This window comes from Nocardia sp. NPDC058114 (assembly GCF_042884695.1).
Classification (GTDB): Bacteria; Actinomycetota; Actinomycetes; order Mycobacteriales; family Mycobacteriaceae; genus Nocardia.
In genome coordinates this window covers 47472-64396 of sequence record NZ_JBHVTK010000006.1, presented here as the reverse complement: position 1 = coordinate 64396, position 16925 = coordinate 47472, and the positions used below count along the sequence as shown (strand labels likewise).

Annotated in this window: 17 protein-coding genes and 2 tRNA genes; 9 read left to right on the top strand and 10 right to left on the bottom strand. The window is 66.5% G+C overall.

Going from position 1 to position 16925, the window contains the following annotated elements; genetic code table 11:
- Positions 1–65 precede the first annotated feature (65 nt).
- Positions 66–668, top strand: coding sequence for a TetR/AcrR family transcriptional regulator (locus ACFVVI_RS22220; RefSeq protein WP_378992760.1), 603 nt, complete (start codon positions 66–68; stop codon positions 666–668).
- Between the two features lie 424 nt (positions 669–1092).
- Here ACFVVI_RS22220 and ACFVVI_RS22215 read toward each other — a convergent pair whose 3' ends face one another.
- Together ACFVVI_RS22215 and ACFVVI_RS22210 are read right to left on the bottom strand one after the other, a co-directional pair.
- Entirely contained in the window at positions 1093–1563 is a 471-nt protein-coding gene (locus tag ACFVVI_RS22215) for an NUDIX hydrolase (protein ID WP_379316710.1), read from the bottom strand.
- 270 nt (positions 1564–1833) lie between these two features.
- Positions 1834–1907 (bottom strand) — tRNA-Pro (locus tag ACFVVI_RS22210).
- A 1183-nt stretch (positions 1908–3090) separates the two neighbouring features.
- Between ACFVVI_RS22210 and ACFVVI_RS22205 the strand changes: the two genes are divergently transcribed.
- The 3 genes from ACFVVI_RS22205 to ACFVVI_RS22195 all read left to right on the top strand — a co-directional run bounded on the left by ACFVVI_RS22205 (position 3091) and on the right by ACFVVI_RS22195 (position 5087).
- Positions 3091–3164 (top strand) — tRNA-Pro (locus ACFVVI_RS22205).
- A 329-nt stretch (positions 3165–3493) separates the two neighbouring features.
- Positions 3494–3985, top strand: a complete 492-nt coding sequence (locus ACFVVI_RS22200) for a DinB family protein (protein ID WP_387446594.1) — start codon at positions 3494–3496, stop codon at positions 3983–3985.
- A 49-nt stretch (positions 3986–4034) separates the two neighbouring features.
- Positions 4035–5087 (top strand): fused (3R)-hydroxyacyl-ACP dehydratase subunits HadA/HadB, encoded by a 1053-nt coding sequence (locus ACFVVI_RS22195; protein ID WP_378992754.1) that lies wholly within the window; start codon positions 4035–4037, stop codon positions 5085–5087.
- A 1-nt stretch (position 5088) separates the two neighbouring features.
- Here ACFVVI_RS22195 and ACFVVI_RS22190 read toward each other — a convergent pair whose 3' ends face one another.
- Positions 5089–5493, bottom strand: coding sequence for a helix-turn-helix domain-containing protein (locus ACFVVI_RS22190; protein ID WP_387446593.1), 405 nt, complete (start codon positions 5491–5493; stop codon positions 5089–5091).
- 227 nt (positions 5494–5720) lie between these two features.
- Between ACFVVI_RS22190 and ACFVVI_RS22185 the strand changes: the two genes are divergently transcribed.
- Positions 5721–8252 (top strand): molybdopterin-dependent oxidoreductase, encoded by a 2532-nt coding sequence (locus ACFVVI_RS22185; RefSeq protein WP_387446592.1) that lies wholly within the window; start codon positions 5721–5723, stop codon positions 8250–8252.
- 2 nt (positions 8253–8254) lie between these two features.
- Positions 8255–8830 carry a TetR/AcrR family transcriptional regulator gene (locus ACFVVI_RS22180; protein ID WP_387446591.1) on the top strand — a complete coding sequence of 192 codons (576 nt, stop codon included), beginning with the start codon at positions 8255–8257 and terminating at the stop codon, positions 8828–8830.
- 1 nt (position 8831) lies between these two features.
- Here ACFVVI_RS22180 and ACFVVI_RS22175 read toward each other — a convergent pair whose 3' ends face one another.
- Positions 8832–9965, bottom strand: a complete 1134-nt coding sequence (locus ACFVVI_RS22175; protein WP_387446590.1) for a LuxR C-terminal-related transcriptional regulator — start codon at positions 9963–9965, stop codon at positions 8832–8834.
- A gap of 86 nt (positions 9966–10051) precedes the next feature.
- Between ACFVVI_RS22175 and ACFVVI_RS22170 the strand changes: the two genes are divergently transcribed.
- Positions 10052–10522, top strand: coding sequence for a grhN (locus ACFVVI_RS22170; RefSeq protein WP_378992745.1), 471 nt, complete (start codon positions 10052–10054; stop codon positions 10520–10522).
- 9 nt (positions 10523–10531) lie between these two features.
- Positions 10532–11329 (top strand): MBL fold metallo-hydrolase, encoded by a 798-nt coding sequence (locus ACFVVI_RS22165; RefSeq protein ID WP_387446589.1) that lies wholly within the window; start codon positions 10532–10534, stop codon positions 11327–11329.
- A 3-nt stretch (positions 11330–11332) separates the two neighbouring features.
- Here the strand turns inward: ACFVVI_RS22165 and ACFVVI_RS22160 are convergent, their stop codons facing one another.
- Positions 11333–11917, bottom strand: a complete 585-nt coding sequence (locus ACFVVI_RS22160) for a TetR/AcrR family transcriptional regulator (protein WP_387446588.1) — start codon at positions 11915–11917, stop codon at positions 11333–11335.
- Between the two features lie 105 nt (positions 11918–12022).
- Between ACFVVI_RS22160 and ACFVVI_RS22155 the strand changes: the two genes are divergently transcribed.
- Positions 12023–12859 carry an SDR family oxidoreductase gene (locus tag ACFVVI_RS22155; RefSeq protein ID WP_387446587.1) on the top strand — a complete coding sequence of 279 codons (837 nt, stop codon included), beginning with the start codon at positions 12023–12025 and terminating at the stop codon, positions 12857–12859.
- A gap of 4 nt (positions 12860–12863) precedes the next feature.
- On the opposite strand, the gene ACFVVI_RS22150 is transcribed toward ACFVVI_RS22155, so the two are convergent.
- Genes ACFVVI_RS22150 through ACFVVI_RS22130 form a run of 5 tightly spaced genes read right to left on the bottom strand, consistent with a single transcriptional unit; the run spans position 12864 to position 16908 of the window.
- Positions 12864–13340 carry a nitroreductase family deazaflavin-dependent oxidoreductase gene (locus ACFVVI_RS22150; protein ID WP_387447009.1) on the bottom strand — a complete coding sequence of 159 codons (477 nt, stop codon included), beginning with the start codon at positions 13338–13340 and terminating at the stop codon, positions 12864–12866.
- Positions 13341–13391: 51 nt separating this feature from the next.
- Positions 13392–13772 carry a carboxymuconolactone decarboxylase family protein gene (locus ACFVVI_RS22145; protein ID WP_378992738.1) on the bottom strand — a complete coding sequence of 127 codons (381 nt, stop codon included), beginning with the start codon at positions 13770–13772 and terminating at the stop codon, positions 13392–13394.
- Complete coding sequence (locus ACFVVI_RS22140; RefSeq protein ID WP_387446586.1) at positions 13769–14656, bottom strand: NAD(P)-dependent oxidoreductase; 888 nt, start codon at positions 14654–14656, stop codon at positions 13769–13771. Before ACFVVI_RS22140 ends, ACFVVI_RS22145 begins: the two co-directional genes overlap by 4 nt.
- Entirely contained in the window at positions 14653–15402 is a 750-nt protein-coding gene (locus ACFVVI_RS22135; protein ID WP_378630328.1) for an SDR family oxidoreductase, read from the bottom strand. The genes ACFVVI_RS22140 and ACFVVI_RS22135 overlap by 4 nt, the downstream gene beginning before the upstream one ends.
- A gap of 36 nt (positions 15403–15438) precedes the next feature.
- Entirely contained in the window at positions 15439–16908 is a 1470-nt protein-coding gene (locus tag ACFVVI_RS22130; RefSeq protein WP_378992733.1) for an aldehyde dehydrogenase, read from the bottom strand.
- Positions 16909–16925 lie beyond the last annotated feature (17 nt).

Here is a 16925-nt window from a genome sequence, read left to right as displayed (position 1 = left end):
CGCTCGTCGACCTCGGCGCAGACGATAGGGTCGGCAGAACACGATCACCGGCCCGGAAGGAATCGATGCGCACGCACGGCTGGTCGGGGACCACTCCGGCCGATGACACCGAAGCCATCGCGCGCATCATCGGCGCCGCCCGTGTGGCCATCGAACGCAGCGGCGGGGATTTCACCATGGCCGAGATCGCCCGCGACCTCGGCGTCACCCGTCAAACCGTGTACCGGTATTTCGCCAATGCCGACGCTTTGCTGACCGCCACGGCCCTGACGGAAACGGGTCGATTTCTCGATGTTCTCGCCGAGCATCTGGACCATCTCACCGATCCCGCCGAGGCCGTGGTCGAAGGGATCGCATACACCCTCGAACGGCTCTCCACCGACCGGTATCTCGGCCTGTTGTTGACCCCTGGCCGCGCGGGCGCATTCTCCCCCGGTGTCACCTCCGATACCGCGTTGACCTTCGGCCGCTCCATTCTCGAACGCTTCGCTGTCGATTGGGGCCGCGCGGGGATCGATGACGCTCGTCTCGATGAACTCGTCGAGCACATGCTGCGGATCGTGCAGTCCTTCGTCATCGACCCCGGTCGGCCGCCGCGGCAAGGTTCGCAACTGCGCGCCTACCTCACAACCTGGGTCGCCCCCGCACTCCGCGCCCACCAACGCTGAGCCCACAACGAACGGCAAGTTTCCTACGCCCGCTGTATCGGCCGCGCCAGGACGTCAGCCGGTCGTCTCGCCACAAGCGCACGACCCGTCGCACCGCCACCCGTGCATAGCGGACGTCGCTCAGGGAGTGGCGACCTCAGTGCCTATTGTTTCCAGGTTGCGGTGGTGTCCCACCACTCGTGCCGGCCGCCGATTAGACCCACTTATCAGTGGTTGGAAATCGGCTACTGGACACAGCGATCGACCACCTCGAAAAATGTGCCGAACGGGCGCGTATCACGTCCGAGTGCCGCAGGAACTGACCCGCGCGCACCGGCCACCTTTCACGGGTGGCGAGGTCGGGCAGCTGACACGCGCAGCTTCTACCGTCGCGAGCAATGCGCTCGGCCATCTGGCGCACTCACGCGCGGTTGTCGCCGAATCGTCAGCCGAGATATGGCGCGCTTCGTCCCGCGAGGTAATGGGTCAGCCTGAGCCGCTGCGTGTGGTGCATGTCGAGGCTGTCCAGTTCGGAGGGGGCGACGAACCGCAGCTCTGTGGACTCATCGGAGATCGCAAGGTCACCGCCGATGATACGAGCCAGGAAGCACACGTTGAACTGACGCCGGACCTCACCGTCGCTGTAGACGATCACGTGGCGCGGATCGGTGTAAGTTCCGACGAGACCGGTGATTTCGATGTCGAGTCCGGTTTCTTCCTTGACCTCTCGGACCGCGCAGCCAGGCAGACTGTCGGTCATCTCCATGCCGCCACCGGGCAACGCCCACAGACCACTGTCGGTGCGGCGTTGCAGCAGGACGCGGCCGACGTCGTCGCACACCACTGCGGACGCCGCGACCACAAGGCTGTTCGGCTCCGGTGCGGCTGGGTCGTCATAGTATTCGGTACGCGCCATCGGCTCAGCCTGTCACCGGTCGGCCGGTTCGCCAGACCGCGTTGAAACTTTCGGTGTAGGTGTCGAACAGGCCACCGTCGACGGTACGGCGCAGATGCCAGACGGGTGCGTCGACCGCCTCTCCGGCGATCCCCGATTGAGCGGCACTACGAGACACTGGACAGTCGTTCAGATTCAAAACGTGGAGTTTCTGTGGATTTGGCCAAACCACGTCAAATCTCGGGACACAAGAAAACCCCCTCCGACCCAGGTCAGAGGGGGTTTCCACTGTCGGGCTGACAGGATTTGAACCTGCGACCACCTGACCCCCAGTCAGGTGCGCTACCAAGCTGCGCCACAGCCCGTTCTTGCCCTCGTCTCCGAGTGCTCGAAGAGATTACCTCTGTGAACGCCGAAACGTTGTGACGCAAACCCAGGTTCCACGCCTGATCACTATTCGTAAGCGTTCGACGGAGCGGGCCGAGTGGGCACCAAAGTAATACGCGCATCGGTAGCAATACCGACCTGCCCGAGCGTCAAAGGGTTCATGCAGTTCCGCTGCGGGTAGTTGAAGATCGGGTCCAAAGTCGGATCTGTATGACCGACGACTGACTTGTAGTACGGCCCGAACGGCTGCCCACCGGACACGCTCACGCCGAAACAGTCGACCTCCAGAATATAGGTCCCATCGCCTCCGCAATGGGCACTCGCTCCGCCCCACGATCGGTCCAGTGTGCAGCCCTGCGGCTCCGCCATCGCAGGCCCTGATGAGATCATGGCCGTGGCACTCGCTATCAGCACCGACGTACCGAACACGCGCCACTTCATGTTTGACATTCAGGTCTCTCCAACGATGGACGGGGCAAGTGAGTAAGTCGGGTCATCATACGATCGCGGCAACGGCCCCAAGGCAAACCGACACGGCACCCGCCACGACCAAGCTGACGGAAGCATCGACTGCCGAACCCACAAACCACCAACACGGCCAGCCGTCTCCACTCCCGGGTCGGCAAGCGTCAGATAGTTGGCTGATCAGGCACGAAATCGACGGCGCCCATTCCGAATCGACGCGCGTGCCGTTCGCGGCAACTCGAACCACGCGATCTCGCCCAAGAGCTGATGCTCATGCTGGCCGCTTGCCGGCCCACCACCTCCAAGATCCGCGTGCGCTGACGGCACACCGCACCTGTTTGTCCATCGACAGATGAACGCCCATGGCCTGCGGGCAGTTTGCGGCAACAGCCACGCAGGAAACACGGTGCACGGGCGGAGGCGTGACCGCCGCGAGAATGTGCCGAACGGGCGCACGTCACGTCCGAGGGCCACACGAACCGACCCGCGCGCACAAGCCATGAACGCTCTGGCAAGGTCGGGCTCCTGATACGCGCAGACTTCTATGGGATCCCTACGAACTCGGCGCGGTTGTGGGCTCCGGCGCAAGACGCCGACACTCCTCCGGATCGATAAAAAGGTGCCCCTACCAGCCGATTAGTACCTTCACCAAGAGGTGAGGTAATCTTTTCGAGCACCCGGAGACGGGGGCAAGAACGGGCTGTGGCGCAGCTTGGTAGCGCACCTGACTGGGGGTCAGGTGGTCGCAGGTTCAAATCCTGTCAGCCCGACAGTGAAAACCCCCTCTGACCTGGGTCGGAGGGGGTTTTCTTGTGTCCCGACACTTGACGTGGTTTGGCCGAATCCCACAGAAACCCCAGTGACATGACAGACTGACGGCAGGCGGCGTCGAACGCTTCGGCGCTCGACCGGTATCGGCTGCGGTGAAGATCGACCCGCATCGCCTTGGTCAGCGCGCGTTCCGCGACGAAACACATCAGATTTCCCCTCCCCTGGTTCGCCTCCGTAACTGGCTGCGTTGAGCCCGCCGAGCCGCGCCCTGCCGACTGCCAGGAATCCCCCCGAGTCTTCGATCAGCAAGAGAATGGAGTGAAAGTCCATGGTTACCAACATAATTACCACCGGCGCCGAGCGAACGATCATCGAGAACACACTCGATCGCAACCGTGAAGCGCTCATCGCGACCGCACGCGGGTTGTCCGACGCCGACGCTCGGCGACGGCTTGTCGCGTCGCTGACGACACCGATTTCCTTGATCAAACATGCCGCCGCCGCGGAGCGGATCTGGTTCCAGCGGTTCTGGGCGGGGCTCGACGAAGCCGAATGCGACGGGTACTCGAAACGCGACGAGGGCACGTTCGCCGTGGCCGACGACGAGTCGCTGGCCGATGTCATCGCGGAGTTCGAGCGTGCGAGCAGCCGATCACGGGCGATCGCCGCCCGGTTCGACCTGGACGACACCAAGCACAATCCCCGCGAGGGGACCGTCAGCATGCGGTGGACTCTGCTCGCCATGATCGAGGAATTCGCCCGCCACGCAGGTCACGGCGACATCTTGCGCGAGCAGATAGATCAGACCGCGACACTCTGAGAACAGCAAATATCGCTCGCCAGGCTAACTATTGGTTACTTTGCTGAGTGTGCGGACAACTCCAGACGACTCCAGGTTGCTCGATTCACCCGCCGATTCGGTCGCCTCCGCGACGACGGTCGGGCAGTCCTATCGAACCGGCGACTGCTATGTCGTCGGGCGCGAGAAGATCCGGGAGTTCGCCCGTGCGGTTCAGGATGATCATCCCGCTCACCGCTGCGAGCAAGCGGCTGAAGACCACGGTTACGGTGGCCTGGTCGCGCCGTTGACCTTCGTCTCGATCCCCGCGTTTCTGGCCCAGATCGAGATGTTCGATCGTGTGGCCGAAGGTTATGACCTGAGCCAGATCATGCAGACCGACCACGGCCTCATCGTCAACAGGCCGATCCTCGCGGGCGATTCGTTGCGCTTCGAGGTCGGACTCGAATCGCGCCGTAAGGCGTTCGGGGGCGACATCTTCGGCTTCAAGTGTGCGGTCACCGACCAGTACGGCAAGGAAGTCGTCACCACCCGCACGTCCTTCGTCGGCCGGCGGGAGGTGAATTTCGCCGCCGCGCGAATCTGCGACCGACTGCTGATGCAGAACTTCCGTCATGGCTCGTCGATTCCGCGACAACACCACACAGCCGAGCGTGCCGAGCCACCGCGCCCGGCACCGACCGCGGACCCGGGCCGGAATATGGTGCCGTTCAGCACCGTCGCTGTCGGCGACGAGCTCCCGCCCAGGATCGTGGCTGTGACGCTGGGCGACCTGGTCAACTACGCGGGCGTGGCCGGCGACCCGAACCCCATCCACTGGAGCAAGGAGGCAGCGGCGTCGGTGAACCTGGAATCGCCTGTCGCACAGGGCATGTTGATGATCGGAATCGGCGCAGGATACGTGACCTCGTGGGCGGGCGGTCCCGGCGTGGTGACCGAATACGCGGTGCGATTGACCAGCCCGGTCTACGTCTGCGACAGCGGAGCGATCGTCGAATACACCGGCAGAGTGAAGGCCGTCGACGCAGACCGCAAGACCGCGACGATCGCGGTCACCGCCACACAGGACGGAAGGAAGATCTTCGGACGAGCGGTTGCGGTGATCCAGTGCGCGGACCGCTAGGTCAATCGTCGAGGCAAATGGCGAGCAATCGGTCACTGACGCGGAGACGCTCGGCCATCGCGACGAGGATGTCCATGGCCTCACTCGACAAGCCGACAGCACGCAGCAGCAGGGCGCGCGGTTCCTCGAGTTCGAGGGCTCGGATGAGTGTGTGATCGTCGACGCCGCGATGCGGGGTGAGGAAGAAGTAATCGGGCGTGACCTGGAAGTACTCGGCCAGCGCCGAAACAGTTTTCGCCGAAGGATTCTCGCGATTCCCGGACCGTAGCTGGGACAGATACGGTGCGGAAATGCTGTGACCGGCCGCCTGGAGCATGCGCGCCACTTGACGGTTTGTGCACTGACGCACGTCCGGACCCGAGGGGTTGTCGAAGAGTTCGTTGAGGCGGGCAGCGAAGTGCGTCACAGCAGTTCCTCGGCATCAAGTTGGTCAGAAGACCATCATGAGACGCGGACTGTGTTCCCGGCAATAGTCCTAGCAAACTTGCGGCGCTCGTCACAAAATCTCTACCGCCGGACTGTTCGGCGTAACGACCGCCGATTCGTGTCGGTCGACGCGAATGCCCAGTTCAGCGACCATATTGATCGCCATCAGCCCGCGCCGATGACCTGTTCTATGCAATACTGCATAGCATGCGTCTGACCAGCCCGGAATCCGATGAGAACACCGCCGAGACCGCGCAGTGGCGCAAGACGGCCTGCATTCTCTGTGAATGCAACTGCGGTCTCGAGATCCAGACAGATGGCCGCAACCTGGTGAAGATTCGTGGCGACAAACAACATCCGGGGTCGGCGGGCTACACGTGTGAGAAGCCGCTGCGCCTCGACAAGTACCAGGCGGGCGCACACCGCATCGACACTCCGCTGCGGCGCACCGCCGACGGTACGTACGAGCCGATCGACTGGGATACCGCGCTCGACGAGATCGCCACCAAGCTCGCCAGGGTTCGTGACGCGCACGGTGGCGAGTCGATCTTCTTCTACGGCGGGGGCGGGCAGGGCAATCACCTCGGTGGCGCCTACGGCCGGGCGCTGTATCACGCAGTCGGTGGCCGGTATATGTCGAATGCGTTGGCGCAGGAGAAGACCGGCGAATCCTGGGTCGATTCCCAGCTCTACGGCAATCACACCACCGGCGATTTCGAGCACACCGAGGTCGCGATCTTCGTCGGCAAGAACCCCTGGCAGTCCCACGGCATCGCGCAGGCGCGGCCGGTACTGCGCGAGATCGCGCGGGATCCGAACCGGACGATGATCGTCATCGACCCGCGCGTCAGCGAGACCGCGGCGCTGGCCGACTATCACCTGCAGGTCAAGCCGGGCACCGACGCCTGGTGCGTGTCGGCGATCGCGGCGACGCTGGTGCAGGAGAACCTGTACAACGAGCGGTGGTTGGCCGAACACACGACCGGTGCCGAACCGGTGTTGCGAGCGTTGCGGGCGGTCGACATCAGCGCGAACGCGCACCGCTGCGGTCTCGACGAGACGCTGATCCGCACCGTCGCGCGCCGGATCGCCGCCGCGAAAAGCGTCGCCACCTATGAGGACCTCGGCGTGCAGCAGTCCCCCAACAGCACCCTGGTCGCCTACCTGAACAAGATGCTGTGGATCCTGACCGGCAACTTCGCCAAACCCGGCGGGGTGCATATTCATTCATGGATGTTCCCGCTCGCCGGCCGCTGGCACGCCATCCCGAGGGCGGCCGGGGCGGGTAGTGCACAGCGCGTGCGGCGCGGCGTCGCGACCGTGGCGATGCGCTACGGTGCCACGCCCGCGCGCCGGTTGATCGCCGCGACCGCTGGGCGCGGCGCGATCTCGCGGAATGTGGCCGGGCTGACGGCGAGCACCACGCTCGACGTGTTCTTCGACGCTGTGGCGGTGCCGATCGCCCGCACGATCGCGGACAAGCTGAGCATGGCCGACAGCCCCACGCGCACACCGGTTTCCGGGGCCCGGATTCTCAACGGCCTGATCCCGTGCAACTCCATCGCCGACGAGATCCTCACCGACCACCCCGACCGGTTGCGGGCTATGTGGATCGATTCGTCGAATCCCGCGCACTCGCTGGCGGATTCGGCGCGATTCGTGGCGGCGATGCGGTCGCTGGAGCTGTCGGTGGTCGTCGATGTGGCGATGACCGAGACCGCTCGCCAGGCCGACTATGTGCTGCCCGCGGCCAGCCAGTTCGAGAAGTACGAGGCGTCGCTGTTCACGCTGCACTTCCCGCACAACAGCTTTCAGGTGCGCGCGCCGTTGATGGCGCCGTTGCCGGGCACCCGTCCCGAACCCGAGATCTACGGTGCGGTGATCGACCGTCTCGGCGTGGTCGAGCCCCGGCTGCTGGCGGAGCTGGCCGCGGCGGCGCGGGTGAGCCGGGAGGCGTTCGCGCTCGCACTCTTCTCCACGCTGAAGGCGCGCCCCGAACTGGCCGGGCTGACACCGTATCTGCTGTACCGGACCTTGGGCGCGAGCCTTCCGGAGGGGGAAGCCGCGCTGGCGCTGGCATGGGGATTCGCGCTGCTGTGCGTGATCTCCCAGCCCGACGCCGTGGCCAGGGCGGGGTTCACCGGATCCGGGTTCGGGCAGGCCGAGGAGTTGTTCGAGGCTGTGCGCGCGCACCAGGAAGGGGTGATGTTCTCCGATGACCGCTACGAGGACGCGTGGCGCTACATTCAGCACGCCGACGGCAAGATCCACGCCGCCATCCCGGAACTGCTCGACGAACTGCGCGCGGTCTGCGCGGTCGACCCCGACTACACCAGCGAGGAGTACCCGTTCACCCTGTCCGCCGGTGAGCGGCGCGCGTTCACGGCGAACGTGATCATCCGCAACCCGGATTGGCGCCGCCGCGACCGTGAGGGCGCTCTGCGGATCGCGGTGGCCGATGCCGAGCGGCTGGCGCTGAGCACCGGAGATAGGGTGCGTGTGGTCACCGAATCCGGTTCGGCGACCACGTCGATCGAGCTTAGCGAGATGATGCAGGCAGGACACATTTCACTCCCCAACGGCATGGGTGTCGCCTATCCGGGCGCGGACGCAGTCGTCGGTGTCGCGCTCAATACGCTGACCTCGACGTCGCGACGCGACAAGTTCTTCGGCAGCCCCTGGCACAAGAACGTTCCCGCCCGTATCGAGGTGCTCACGGCGCCGGTGAAGGAGGCCTGACGGTGGGAGCTCGTACCAACACTCGGCAGAAGATGCTGGGCAGCGCGATCGAACTGCTGCGCGAACGCGGCGCGGCGGGCGTGACCGTCGACGCGGTACTCGCCCGCAGTAGCGCTCCGCGGGGCTCGGTGTATCACCACTTCCCCGGCGGGCGCGCCCAGATCATGACCGAATCGCTCACTCTCGCAGGCGATACGATCAGCGCCCTCATCGAGGCGGCCGCCGAGCGGGGCGCCGCGGGGGTGCTGGCCGGGATCGCCGAGTTCTGGACGGCGATCCTGCTGACGTCCGATTTCGAGGCGGGCTGTCCGGTGGTGTCGGTGGCGGTAGGCGGGGCGCCCGAGGACCGCCACCTGCAACCCGAGGTCGCCGCCATCCTGCAGCGTTGGCACGACACCCTGGCCGTCGCGATCGCCGCGGAAGGCGTCGCACCGGCACGCGCCGAACGCTTGGCCACGATGGCGATCGCGAGCGTCGAAGGCGCGGTGATCCTGTGCCGTGTCCACCGCTCGACTACCGCGCTCGACGAGGTCGTCGAAGAATTGCGCGTCCTGCTCGCCACCGCCGTCGGCACCTAGGTCAGTACGTCGGCCAGGGCCCACCCCGGATCGGTTTGGTGGCGGTGACGCGCTGCTCGTTGTCCCGGAAGCGGGGTTCGTAGTGGGTGAAGAACACCTTGGCGACCAGGTCTCGCCGGCTGTGGACGCCGGTCTTGTCGAAAATGCTCTTCAGATGCTGCTGCACGGTGTGGGCGGAGACGGTCATGTCGTGGGCGATCTGCGAGGTCGAGGCACCCTGGAGCACCAGCCGGGTGACGTCGCGTTCACGCTCGGTGAGCCCATAGGCCGACATCAGCAGCGGGTAGATGCGGCTGGGGTGGGCCGGTTCGATGATCACCGCGACCCTGGTCTGTGCTGACGAGGTCAGGCGGGCGCCGTGCAACACCACCCAGGTTCCCGACCTGGTCAGCGCTCGGGACACGAGTACCTCGTCGGGTCGGTCGTCCGCCGCGTTGCGGAACGCGCGGGCGGCGAGTGTGATCACCGCACTGGGCAGTTTCTCCCGGTCCCAGTCGCCGTCGGGGAGGTCCGACAGCCAGCGCCGCACCCCGGCACTGGCCGATTCGACCTCCCACGCCGAGTTGAGCACCAGCAGACCTGGCGAGTCCGCGTATTCGGGTTCGCCTGCCTGCCCGATCAGCAGCGCCCGGCGCACGCCGTCGGCCAGGGTCGGCGCCACGGTGGCCACGAAGTCCTTCTCGGTGGCGTCGAACATCGGGGCGCCGGGCTCGCGATAGAGCGCGAGCGCTCCCCACACCTCGCCGGATCGGGTGCGCAGTCGCGCGATCAATTCCTGATCCCCACCCATCGTCATATTGCGTTGCCACCGTTCACTTTTCGACGGGTCGCCGCCGACGGTTTCGTGCAAGGTCGACAGTCCGGTCGCCGACCTGACCACATCGACGATGCCGTGGCGTTCCTCGCCGTATTCCGCGGCCAGCCACTGCGGCGGAAACTCGGCGAGGCCGAGATGGAAATGACTGGTCATCAGCAGCGACGCGGGATCGAGGGTGTACCAGCACGGCGTCCAGTAGTGCGGGACGGCGGTGGCCAGCACCTCCGTCGTCTCCTGCCACAGCGACACCAGATCGTGCGGCTCTCGGCACAACCGCCCGATCTTGTCGGCGGCGCGTTGCCTCGCATCCGTGCTCACAGATCAACGGTAGGCCGCGGCCGGACCAGGGGAAATACCAGATTTGTGGAATGTCGCGGCGACCGGGATATTCCTAGCCTCGGTGTATGACGAATACCGGAACCACACCTGTGCGCCTCAGTCCGCCACCACCGCAATTGATGCGCCTGATCAATCCTGTCGTGCGGCGTATCTTGGCGACGCGATTGCTCGGCAGTCGCATTCGCCGACAGGGAATGGTCGAATTCACCGGCCGCCGTACCGGCCGCACGCTGCGGATCCCGGTCTGCCTGCACCATGTCGACGACGAGACGCTGATCTTCACCGAGCGACCATGGCGCCACAATCTGGTCGGCGGCGCGCCCGTCACCATCACCCATCGCGGGCAGATCCGCCACGGTCACGCCGTGCTCCTCGATGCCGCGCCTGCCCGAGTCGGCGCCGCGATGCGAGCGGCGATGGACGACGGCGCCAGCCCCTTCGAACTCGGGCTGAAGGTCACGCGCGGCTACGACCCGACCGCCGACGACCTCGCCGTCATCGCGCGCTCGATCATTCGGGTCGATGTCGAGGAGTGAGGAAGCATCATGCGTATCAATCGAATCCAGCACGACATCACTGTTTTCGCCGATGAACTGGAGGTTCCCGGCATCGGCCATATCCCGGTCAACGCGTACGTTCTGCACGCGGCGGAGCCTGTCGTCGTCGACACCGGTCTCAGCCTTCCCGACCGCGGGTTCATGGCGGCCCTGAGTTCGATCGTGGATCCGGCCGACGTGGAATGGATATGGCTCACCCATCCCGATCGCGACCACACCGGATCGCTGTTCGACCTGCTCGATGCCGCCCCGAACGCCCGGCTGATCACGACATTCGCCGGCCTGGGCATCATGTCGTGTGCTCGACCGGTCCCGATGGATCGTGTGTACCTGCTGAACCCGGGGCAGTCCCTCGATGTCGGCGACCGACGCCTCACCGCGTTTCGCCCACCGTTGTTCGACAATCCGAGCACTGTCGGGTTCTACGATGAACGCAGCGAATCATGCTTCACCTCTGACTGTTTCGGCGCTCCGCTGCCCAGCGCCGAACTCGCGACCGCCGACGATGTGGGTTACACGCCGCCGGCCGCGATTCGCGCGGCACAGCATCTCTGGGCGGCGGTGGACAGCCCGTGGGTGCACGTCGTGGACGAGGGCAAATACCTCGCCACCGTGTCGGCGATGCGCGCCTTCGACCCGCGACGGATCCTCAGTACACATCTTCCGCCCGCGGGTGGACGCACGTCGCAGCACTGGGACATGCTTGCCGAGGCGCCGCAGGCCGCGCCGTTCGTCGGTCCCGATCAGGCCGCGCTGGAACAGATGCTGGTGAGCTTCGAACCCTGATTGTCAGGCGGTGCGCAGGATCCTCAGTGCGGCTCGTTCGATGCGGTCGGCGATTTCGGAGTACGACTCGTAGCCCATGCCCGCCCGCACCAGCGCGCCCGCGTAGATGATCTCGAGCCATTCGATGACCTCGTTGTCAGCGTCGGGGCCGAGTGCGCGCGCGAGCCTGCTGCGGATCTCGATGCCGATGCGGGTGCGCAGGTGTTCGACATCCGGGTCCGAGCCCAGCAGCGCGCCGGTGACCGCACCGGACAACTCTTGTTCCTCGGCCACCAGCAGTGCGATGTTGCGCAACTCGGCCAGCACCCGCACCGTCGGGTCGGGGTCCTCGATCGCGGGCGAGTGCGAGGCCAGCAGGCGCCGCCAGAAGATCTCGGCGACCAGGTGCTCCTTGGAGGAGAAGTAGGTGTACGCGGTCGCGGTGGCGACGCCCGCCTCCGCGGCGACCAGCCGGATCGTCATGCCGGAGAAGCCATCGCGTGTCAGCACCACCAGCGCGGCCCTGGTCAGCCGTTCGACGGTGTCGGCCTGCTTCCCGGTCAATCGACGCCGGGTCGCTTCGAGGCTGATGGAATCGCTTTCAGACATGCGTCCGGATGTTACTCGCCAGTCCCGCAGCGTCGGTGAACCAGACCATGGCGGCGCGGGGGCCGGGGTTGATTCGTAACCCTGTCCAGAATATAATCTGGACACATGTCTGATGCATCGAACACGCCGTCCACCGCAGGCAAAGTAGTCGTTGTCACCGGCGGTGCGCGCGGCATCGGACGTGCGGTAGCGAGCGAACTGGCCGGGGCCGGGGCGGTTCTCGCCCTCGGCGATATCGATGCGAGCACGGTCGCGAGTACCGGGGCCGAGATAGGCGCGACCATGGCGCGGCACCTCGACGTCACCGAACCCGCGTCGTTCGCGAGCTTCCTCGCCGAGGTCGAAAAGACCTGCGGCCCCGTCGATGTGCTGATCAACAACGCGGGCATCATGCCGGTCGGCCGGTTCACCGAGGAGTCCGACGAGATCACCCGCCGGATTCTCGGCATCAATGTCTACGGCGTCCTGCTCGGCACCAAGCTCGCGCTGCCCCCGATGCTCACCCGCGGCCGCGGCCACATCGTGAACATGGCCTCGATGGCGGGTGAGAACCCGACGCCGGGAATGGCCACCTACTGCGCGAGCAAGCAGGCGGTGCTCAGCTTCACCGAGACCATGCGCCTGGAACACCGCGGCACCGGCGTGCGGTTCTCCGCGGTGCTGCCGACGTTCACCCGCACCGAGATGATCGCCGGAACTCGCGCTCCGCGTGCGTTGCTCGCCGAACCCACCGACGTCGCCGCCGCGGTCGCCGCCCTGATCGCCCGGCCACGCCGACGTGTCTCGGTCACCCGCACGGCAGGTGTTCTCGCCGCCGTCAACAAGCTGACCCCGCGCCCGTTCGGTGAGTTCATGGCTCGGCGGCTGGGCGTGCACCGCACCTTCATCGATGTCGACCGCGATGCCCGTCGTGCCTACGACGACCGGCTCGCGGCCGACTGAGGGCTCAGGTGCGCGACAGGATTACGACCGGAATCTCGCGGTCGGTCCAGGACTGGTAGGCATCGAAATCGGCGTAGAGGCCGGTCAGCAACGGCCACAGGCGCTGACGCTCGCCGGCGTCGGCCACGCGGGCCAGCACCGGGTAGTGCTCGCTGCGGATCCGGACATGGGCGTTCGGATCCGCGAGCAGGTTCCGATACCACTGCGGATGATTCGCGAGGCCGCCCTGGGAGCCGACGATGACCAGGTCATCGCCGTCGACGAGATAGAGCAGCGGCGCGGCGAAGATCTTGCCGGACTTGCGACCTCGATGTTCGAGCAGCAGCGTCGGCACCGGGCTGCGGAACCCGGCACCGATGCGCCAGGTACCGCCGACGCGGCCGTTGGTGCGGCGATAGACCCACGCCTGTGCGCGCGACCCGTATCGGATGATCCGGGTCGTCATCGGCGAGTTCAGCCCTTTCGGCTGATTCTTCGGCATAACCATCGTCCGCACGCTACAGCGATCGCGGATCGGCGATAACGGGGTCGATCATTTCTTGCGACGCTCCTGCGCGATCACCTTGCCGACGGTGCCGTCGAGCTTCGTCCCCGCGGGCCAGCCGACATAGTGGCACAGGAACAGCGCGATCTCCCGCAACTGTTCCTCGGACAGCTCCCCGTTGCGGAGAGCGGCGCCGATCTGGATCTCGGCGACATCGACATTGCCCTGCGCGGTGAGTGCCCCGAGCAGCAGCAGCCGACGCTCGCGCACGGTCAGGGCCGGCCGCGACCAGATGTCGGCGAACAGGTGGTCGGCGGTGACGGCGAAGTGCTCGCCGGGGCCGTCCTCGAATTCCCAGCCGTAGACCTCGGCCATCTTGGCCAGGCCGCGCTTGCGGACGTCGGCGGGGGTTTCTCCGTGGGCGGTCATGAGATCTCCTTGTCGAGCGCGGGTTCGGCGACGCCGAGTCCCTCGGCGAGGCGGGCGAGGGCCAGTTGCGCCAGTGGCAGGTCGACCGCGAGCCGGTCGCCGAGGTCGAGCGCGAGCGAGAGGTCCTTCTCGCCGAGATCGCGCACATGGCCCAGGATGGGGAACCAGAAGTCGTCGGGGTCGATCGGCGCGGTGGTGTCGCGCAGCATGATCGCGCCCGGCCCACCGGTCACCGCGTCGGAGTGGCGGACCACCTTGCCGAGTGCGGTGAGACTGAGCCCGGCGGCCTCGGCCAGGCGCTGCGCCTCGGTGGCCGCGGTGAACGAGATGAAGTGAAGGAGATTGCGCGCCAGCTTCATTCGTGTTCCCGCGCCGACCGGACCGGCGTGCACGACGAGGTCGGCGAAGCACCCGAACGGCGGCCGGATCCGGTCCACCGCGGCGGCGCTACCGCCGACCATCACGGCCAGGCTCCCCCGGGTCGCGCCGGGTGCGCCACCGCTGACGGGCGCGTCGACGAATTCGACCTCGTGCTCGGCGCACCGGGCGGCCAGCTCCTGCGCCGTCCGGTCGCTGATGGTGGAGTGCACGGCGACCACCGTGCCCGGTGCCGCGGTACGCAGAATTCCCGAGGGGCCGGTGAGCACCTCGGTCACCTGCGCATCGTCGATGACCGTCACGCAGATGATCCGCGCGTGCGTCGCGACCTGCGCAGGCTCGGCGACCGCACGCGCACCCGCGTCGACGAACGGCTCGATGACCTCCGGCCTGACATCGCAGACCGTGAGCCCGCCCGGCCAGTCCAGCAGCCGCCGCGCGATCGGCGCGCCCATATTGCCCAGTCCGATGAATCCGACCGGGGCGCTGACGGATTCGGTCGTCATCGGATGATCTGCCCGCCGTCGACGTTGAGGATCTGGCCGGTCACCCAGCTCGCCTCGTCCGACAGCAGATACAGGCAGGCGCCGACCAGGTCCTGCGGGGTGCCCATCCGCTTGATCGGGATGCGCTTGACCATGTCCTTGACCATGTTTCCCGGCGTCACGGTCTGGGTGGCCTCGGTATCGATCGGACCGGGCGCGATGGCGTTCACCCTGATCCGCGAACCACCCAGCTCGGTGGCGAGTTGCTGGGTGAGGCCGTTGATACCGACCTTGGCCAACCCGTAGAACCCCGAGTACAGCCATGCGGCGGTGGATGATTGGTTGACGATCGAGCCGCCACCCGCCGCGATCATCGGCTGCCAGACCGCGCGCGTCACATTGAGCGCGCCGTCGAAGTTCACGCCCATGAACTTCTTGTAGTAGTCCCACGGCACGGTGAGCAGCAGATCGAGCTTCATCTCGCCGTAGATGGCCGCGTTGTTGACCAGGTGGTTGATCGCGCCGAACTCGGCGACGGTGAACTCCGCCAGTGCGACAGCGGATTCGGGATCGGCGACATCAACGCGGCGGAAGGCCGCGACCCCGCCGTCGGCGACGATCTGCTTGGCCACCTCCTCGCCGCGCTCGGCATTGAGGTCGGCGACAACGACATTGGCGCCTTCGGCGGCCAGTGCGCTCGCGTAGACCGCGCCGATGCCCTGCGCGGCGCCGGTGACGATCGCGGTGCGACCGGTGAAACGTGCCATGGTGTTCAGCTCCTGAGTGTGAATGGGTCGGTGAGGTCAGGCGGGGGTGGCGATCAGCTTGGTTTCGAGGTATTCCTCGAAACCGGCGACGCCCATCTCCCGGCCGATGCCGGACTGCTTGTAACCGCCGAACGGCGCGTCCGCGTGGTACCAGAGGCCGCCGTTGACGCTCAGGGTCCCGGTGCGCACCCCCGAGACGACCCGGTCGAGCCGGTCGGGGTCGGTGCCCCACACCGAACCCGACAGGCCGTAGGGCGATTCGTTGGCCAGCCGGATCGCGTCGTCGTCGCCGTCGTGTGGAATCACGACGAGCACGGGCCCGAAGATCTCCTCCTGCGCGACGGTCGCGGTGTTGTCGAGTCCGCTGATCAGCGTCGGTTCGATGAAGTACCCGCGTTCCTTGTCCGCGGGCCTGCCGCCGCCGACCTCGATCCGTCCGCCTTCGGTGCGGGCGATCTCGAGATAGCGCTCCACCCGGGCTCGCTGACGCTCGGAAATCACGGGGCCGCAGACGGTTCCCGGGTTGGTCGGGTCACCGGCAGCCAGGCCGCGGAGCGCGCCGGCCGCGGCGGTGACCGCGGCGTCGTAGGACTCGCGCGGTACCAGCAGCCGCGTGGTGAGGGCGCACCCCTGGCCCGCGTGGACGGCGACGGTGAACGCGGTGTAGCTCGCGGCGGCAGCGATGTCGGCGTCGTCGAGCACGATCGCAGCGGATTTGCCGCCCAGTTCGAGGAAGGTGCGCTTGAGCGTCGCCGAGGCGCCCACCATCACCGAGCGACCGGTCTGGGTCGAGCCGGTGAAGGTGATCATGTCGACCCGCGGATCGAGGACCAGCTGTGCGCCGAGGCCGTGATCGGAGGAGGTGACGATATTGATCACCCCGGCCGGGATGTCGGTGTGCTCGGCGATGAGCGGGCCCAGCACCGCCGCGCACCAGGGTGTATCCGGGGCGGGCTTGAGCACCACGGTGTTGCCCGCGGCCAGCGCGGGCCCGATCTTGGCCAGGTTGATCTGGTGCGGGAAGTTCCACGGCGTGATGGCGCCGACGACACCGACGGCCTCGCGCCGGATCACCCGGCGGCTGGCGATACCCATCAGGTCCCTGGTGCCGAGATCGGTTTCCCACGTGTAGTTCTCGGCCAGGTCGGCGGCGTAGGACAGGTCCGCGATCGGCCCTTCCAGTTGCGGCCCGCTGGTGAGCATGACCGGAGTGCCGACCTCGGCGATCGTGATCGCCCGCAGTTCCTCGAGGTGCTCGCCCAGTACGTCGCGCAGCTGGCGCAGGCAGTGCGCGCGAAACTTCGGGTCGCGTGACCACTGCGTCTCGTCGAAGGCGGTGCGCGCCGCGGCGATGGCTGCCTCCATGTCGGCGCCGGAGGCGTCGGCGGCGTAGCCGAGCACCTCCTCGGTGGCGGGATTGATGGTCGCGAAGACACCGGAGCCACCCGGGATCAACTTGCCGCCGATCAACAGTGGTGTGCCTTCGGCGGGGACGAGGCCGTTCATAGCGAGGCTCCGATACG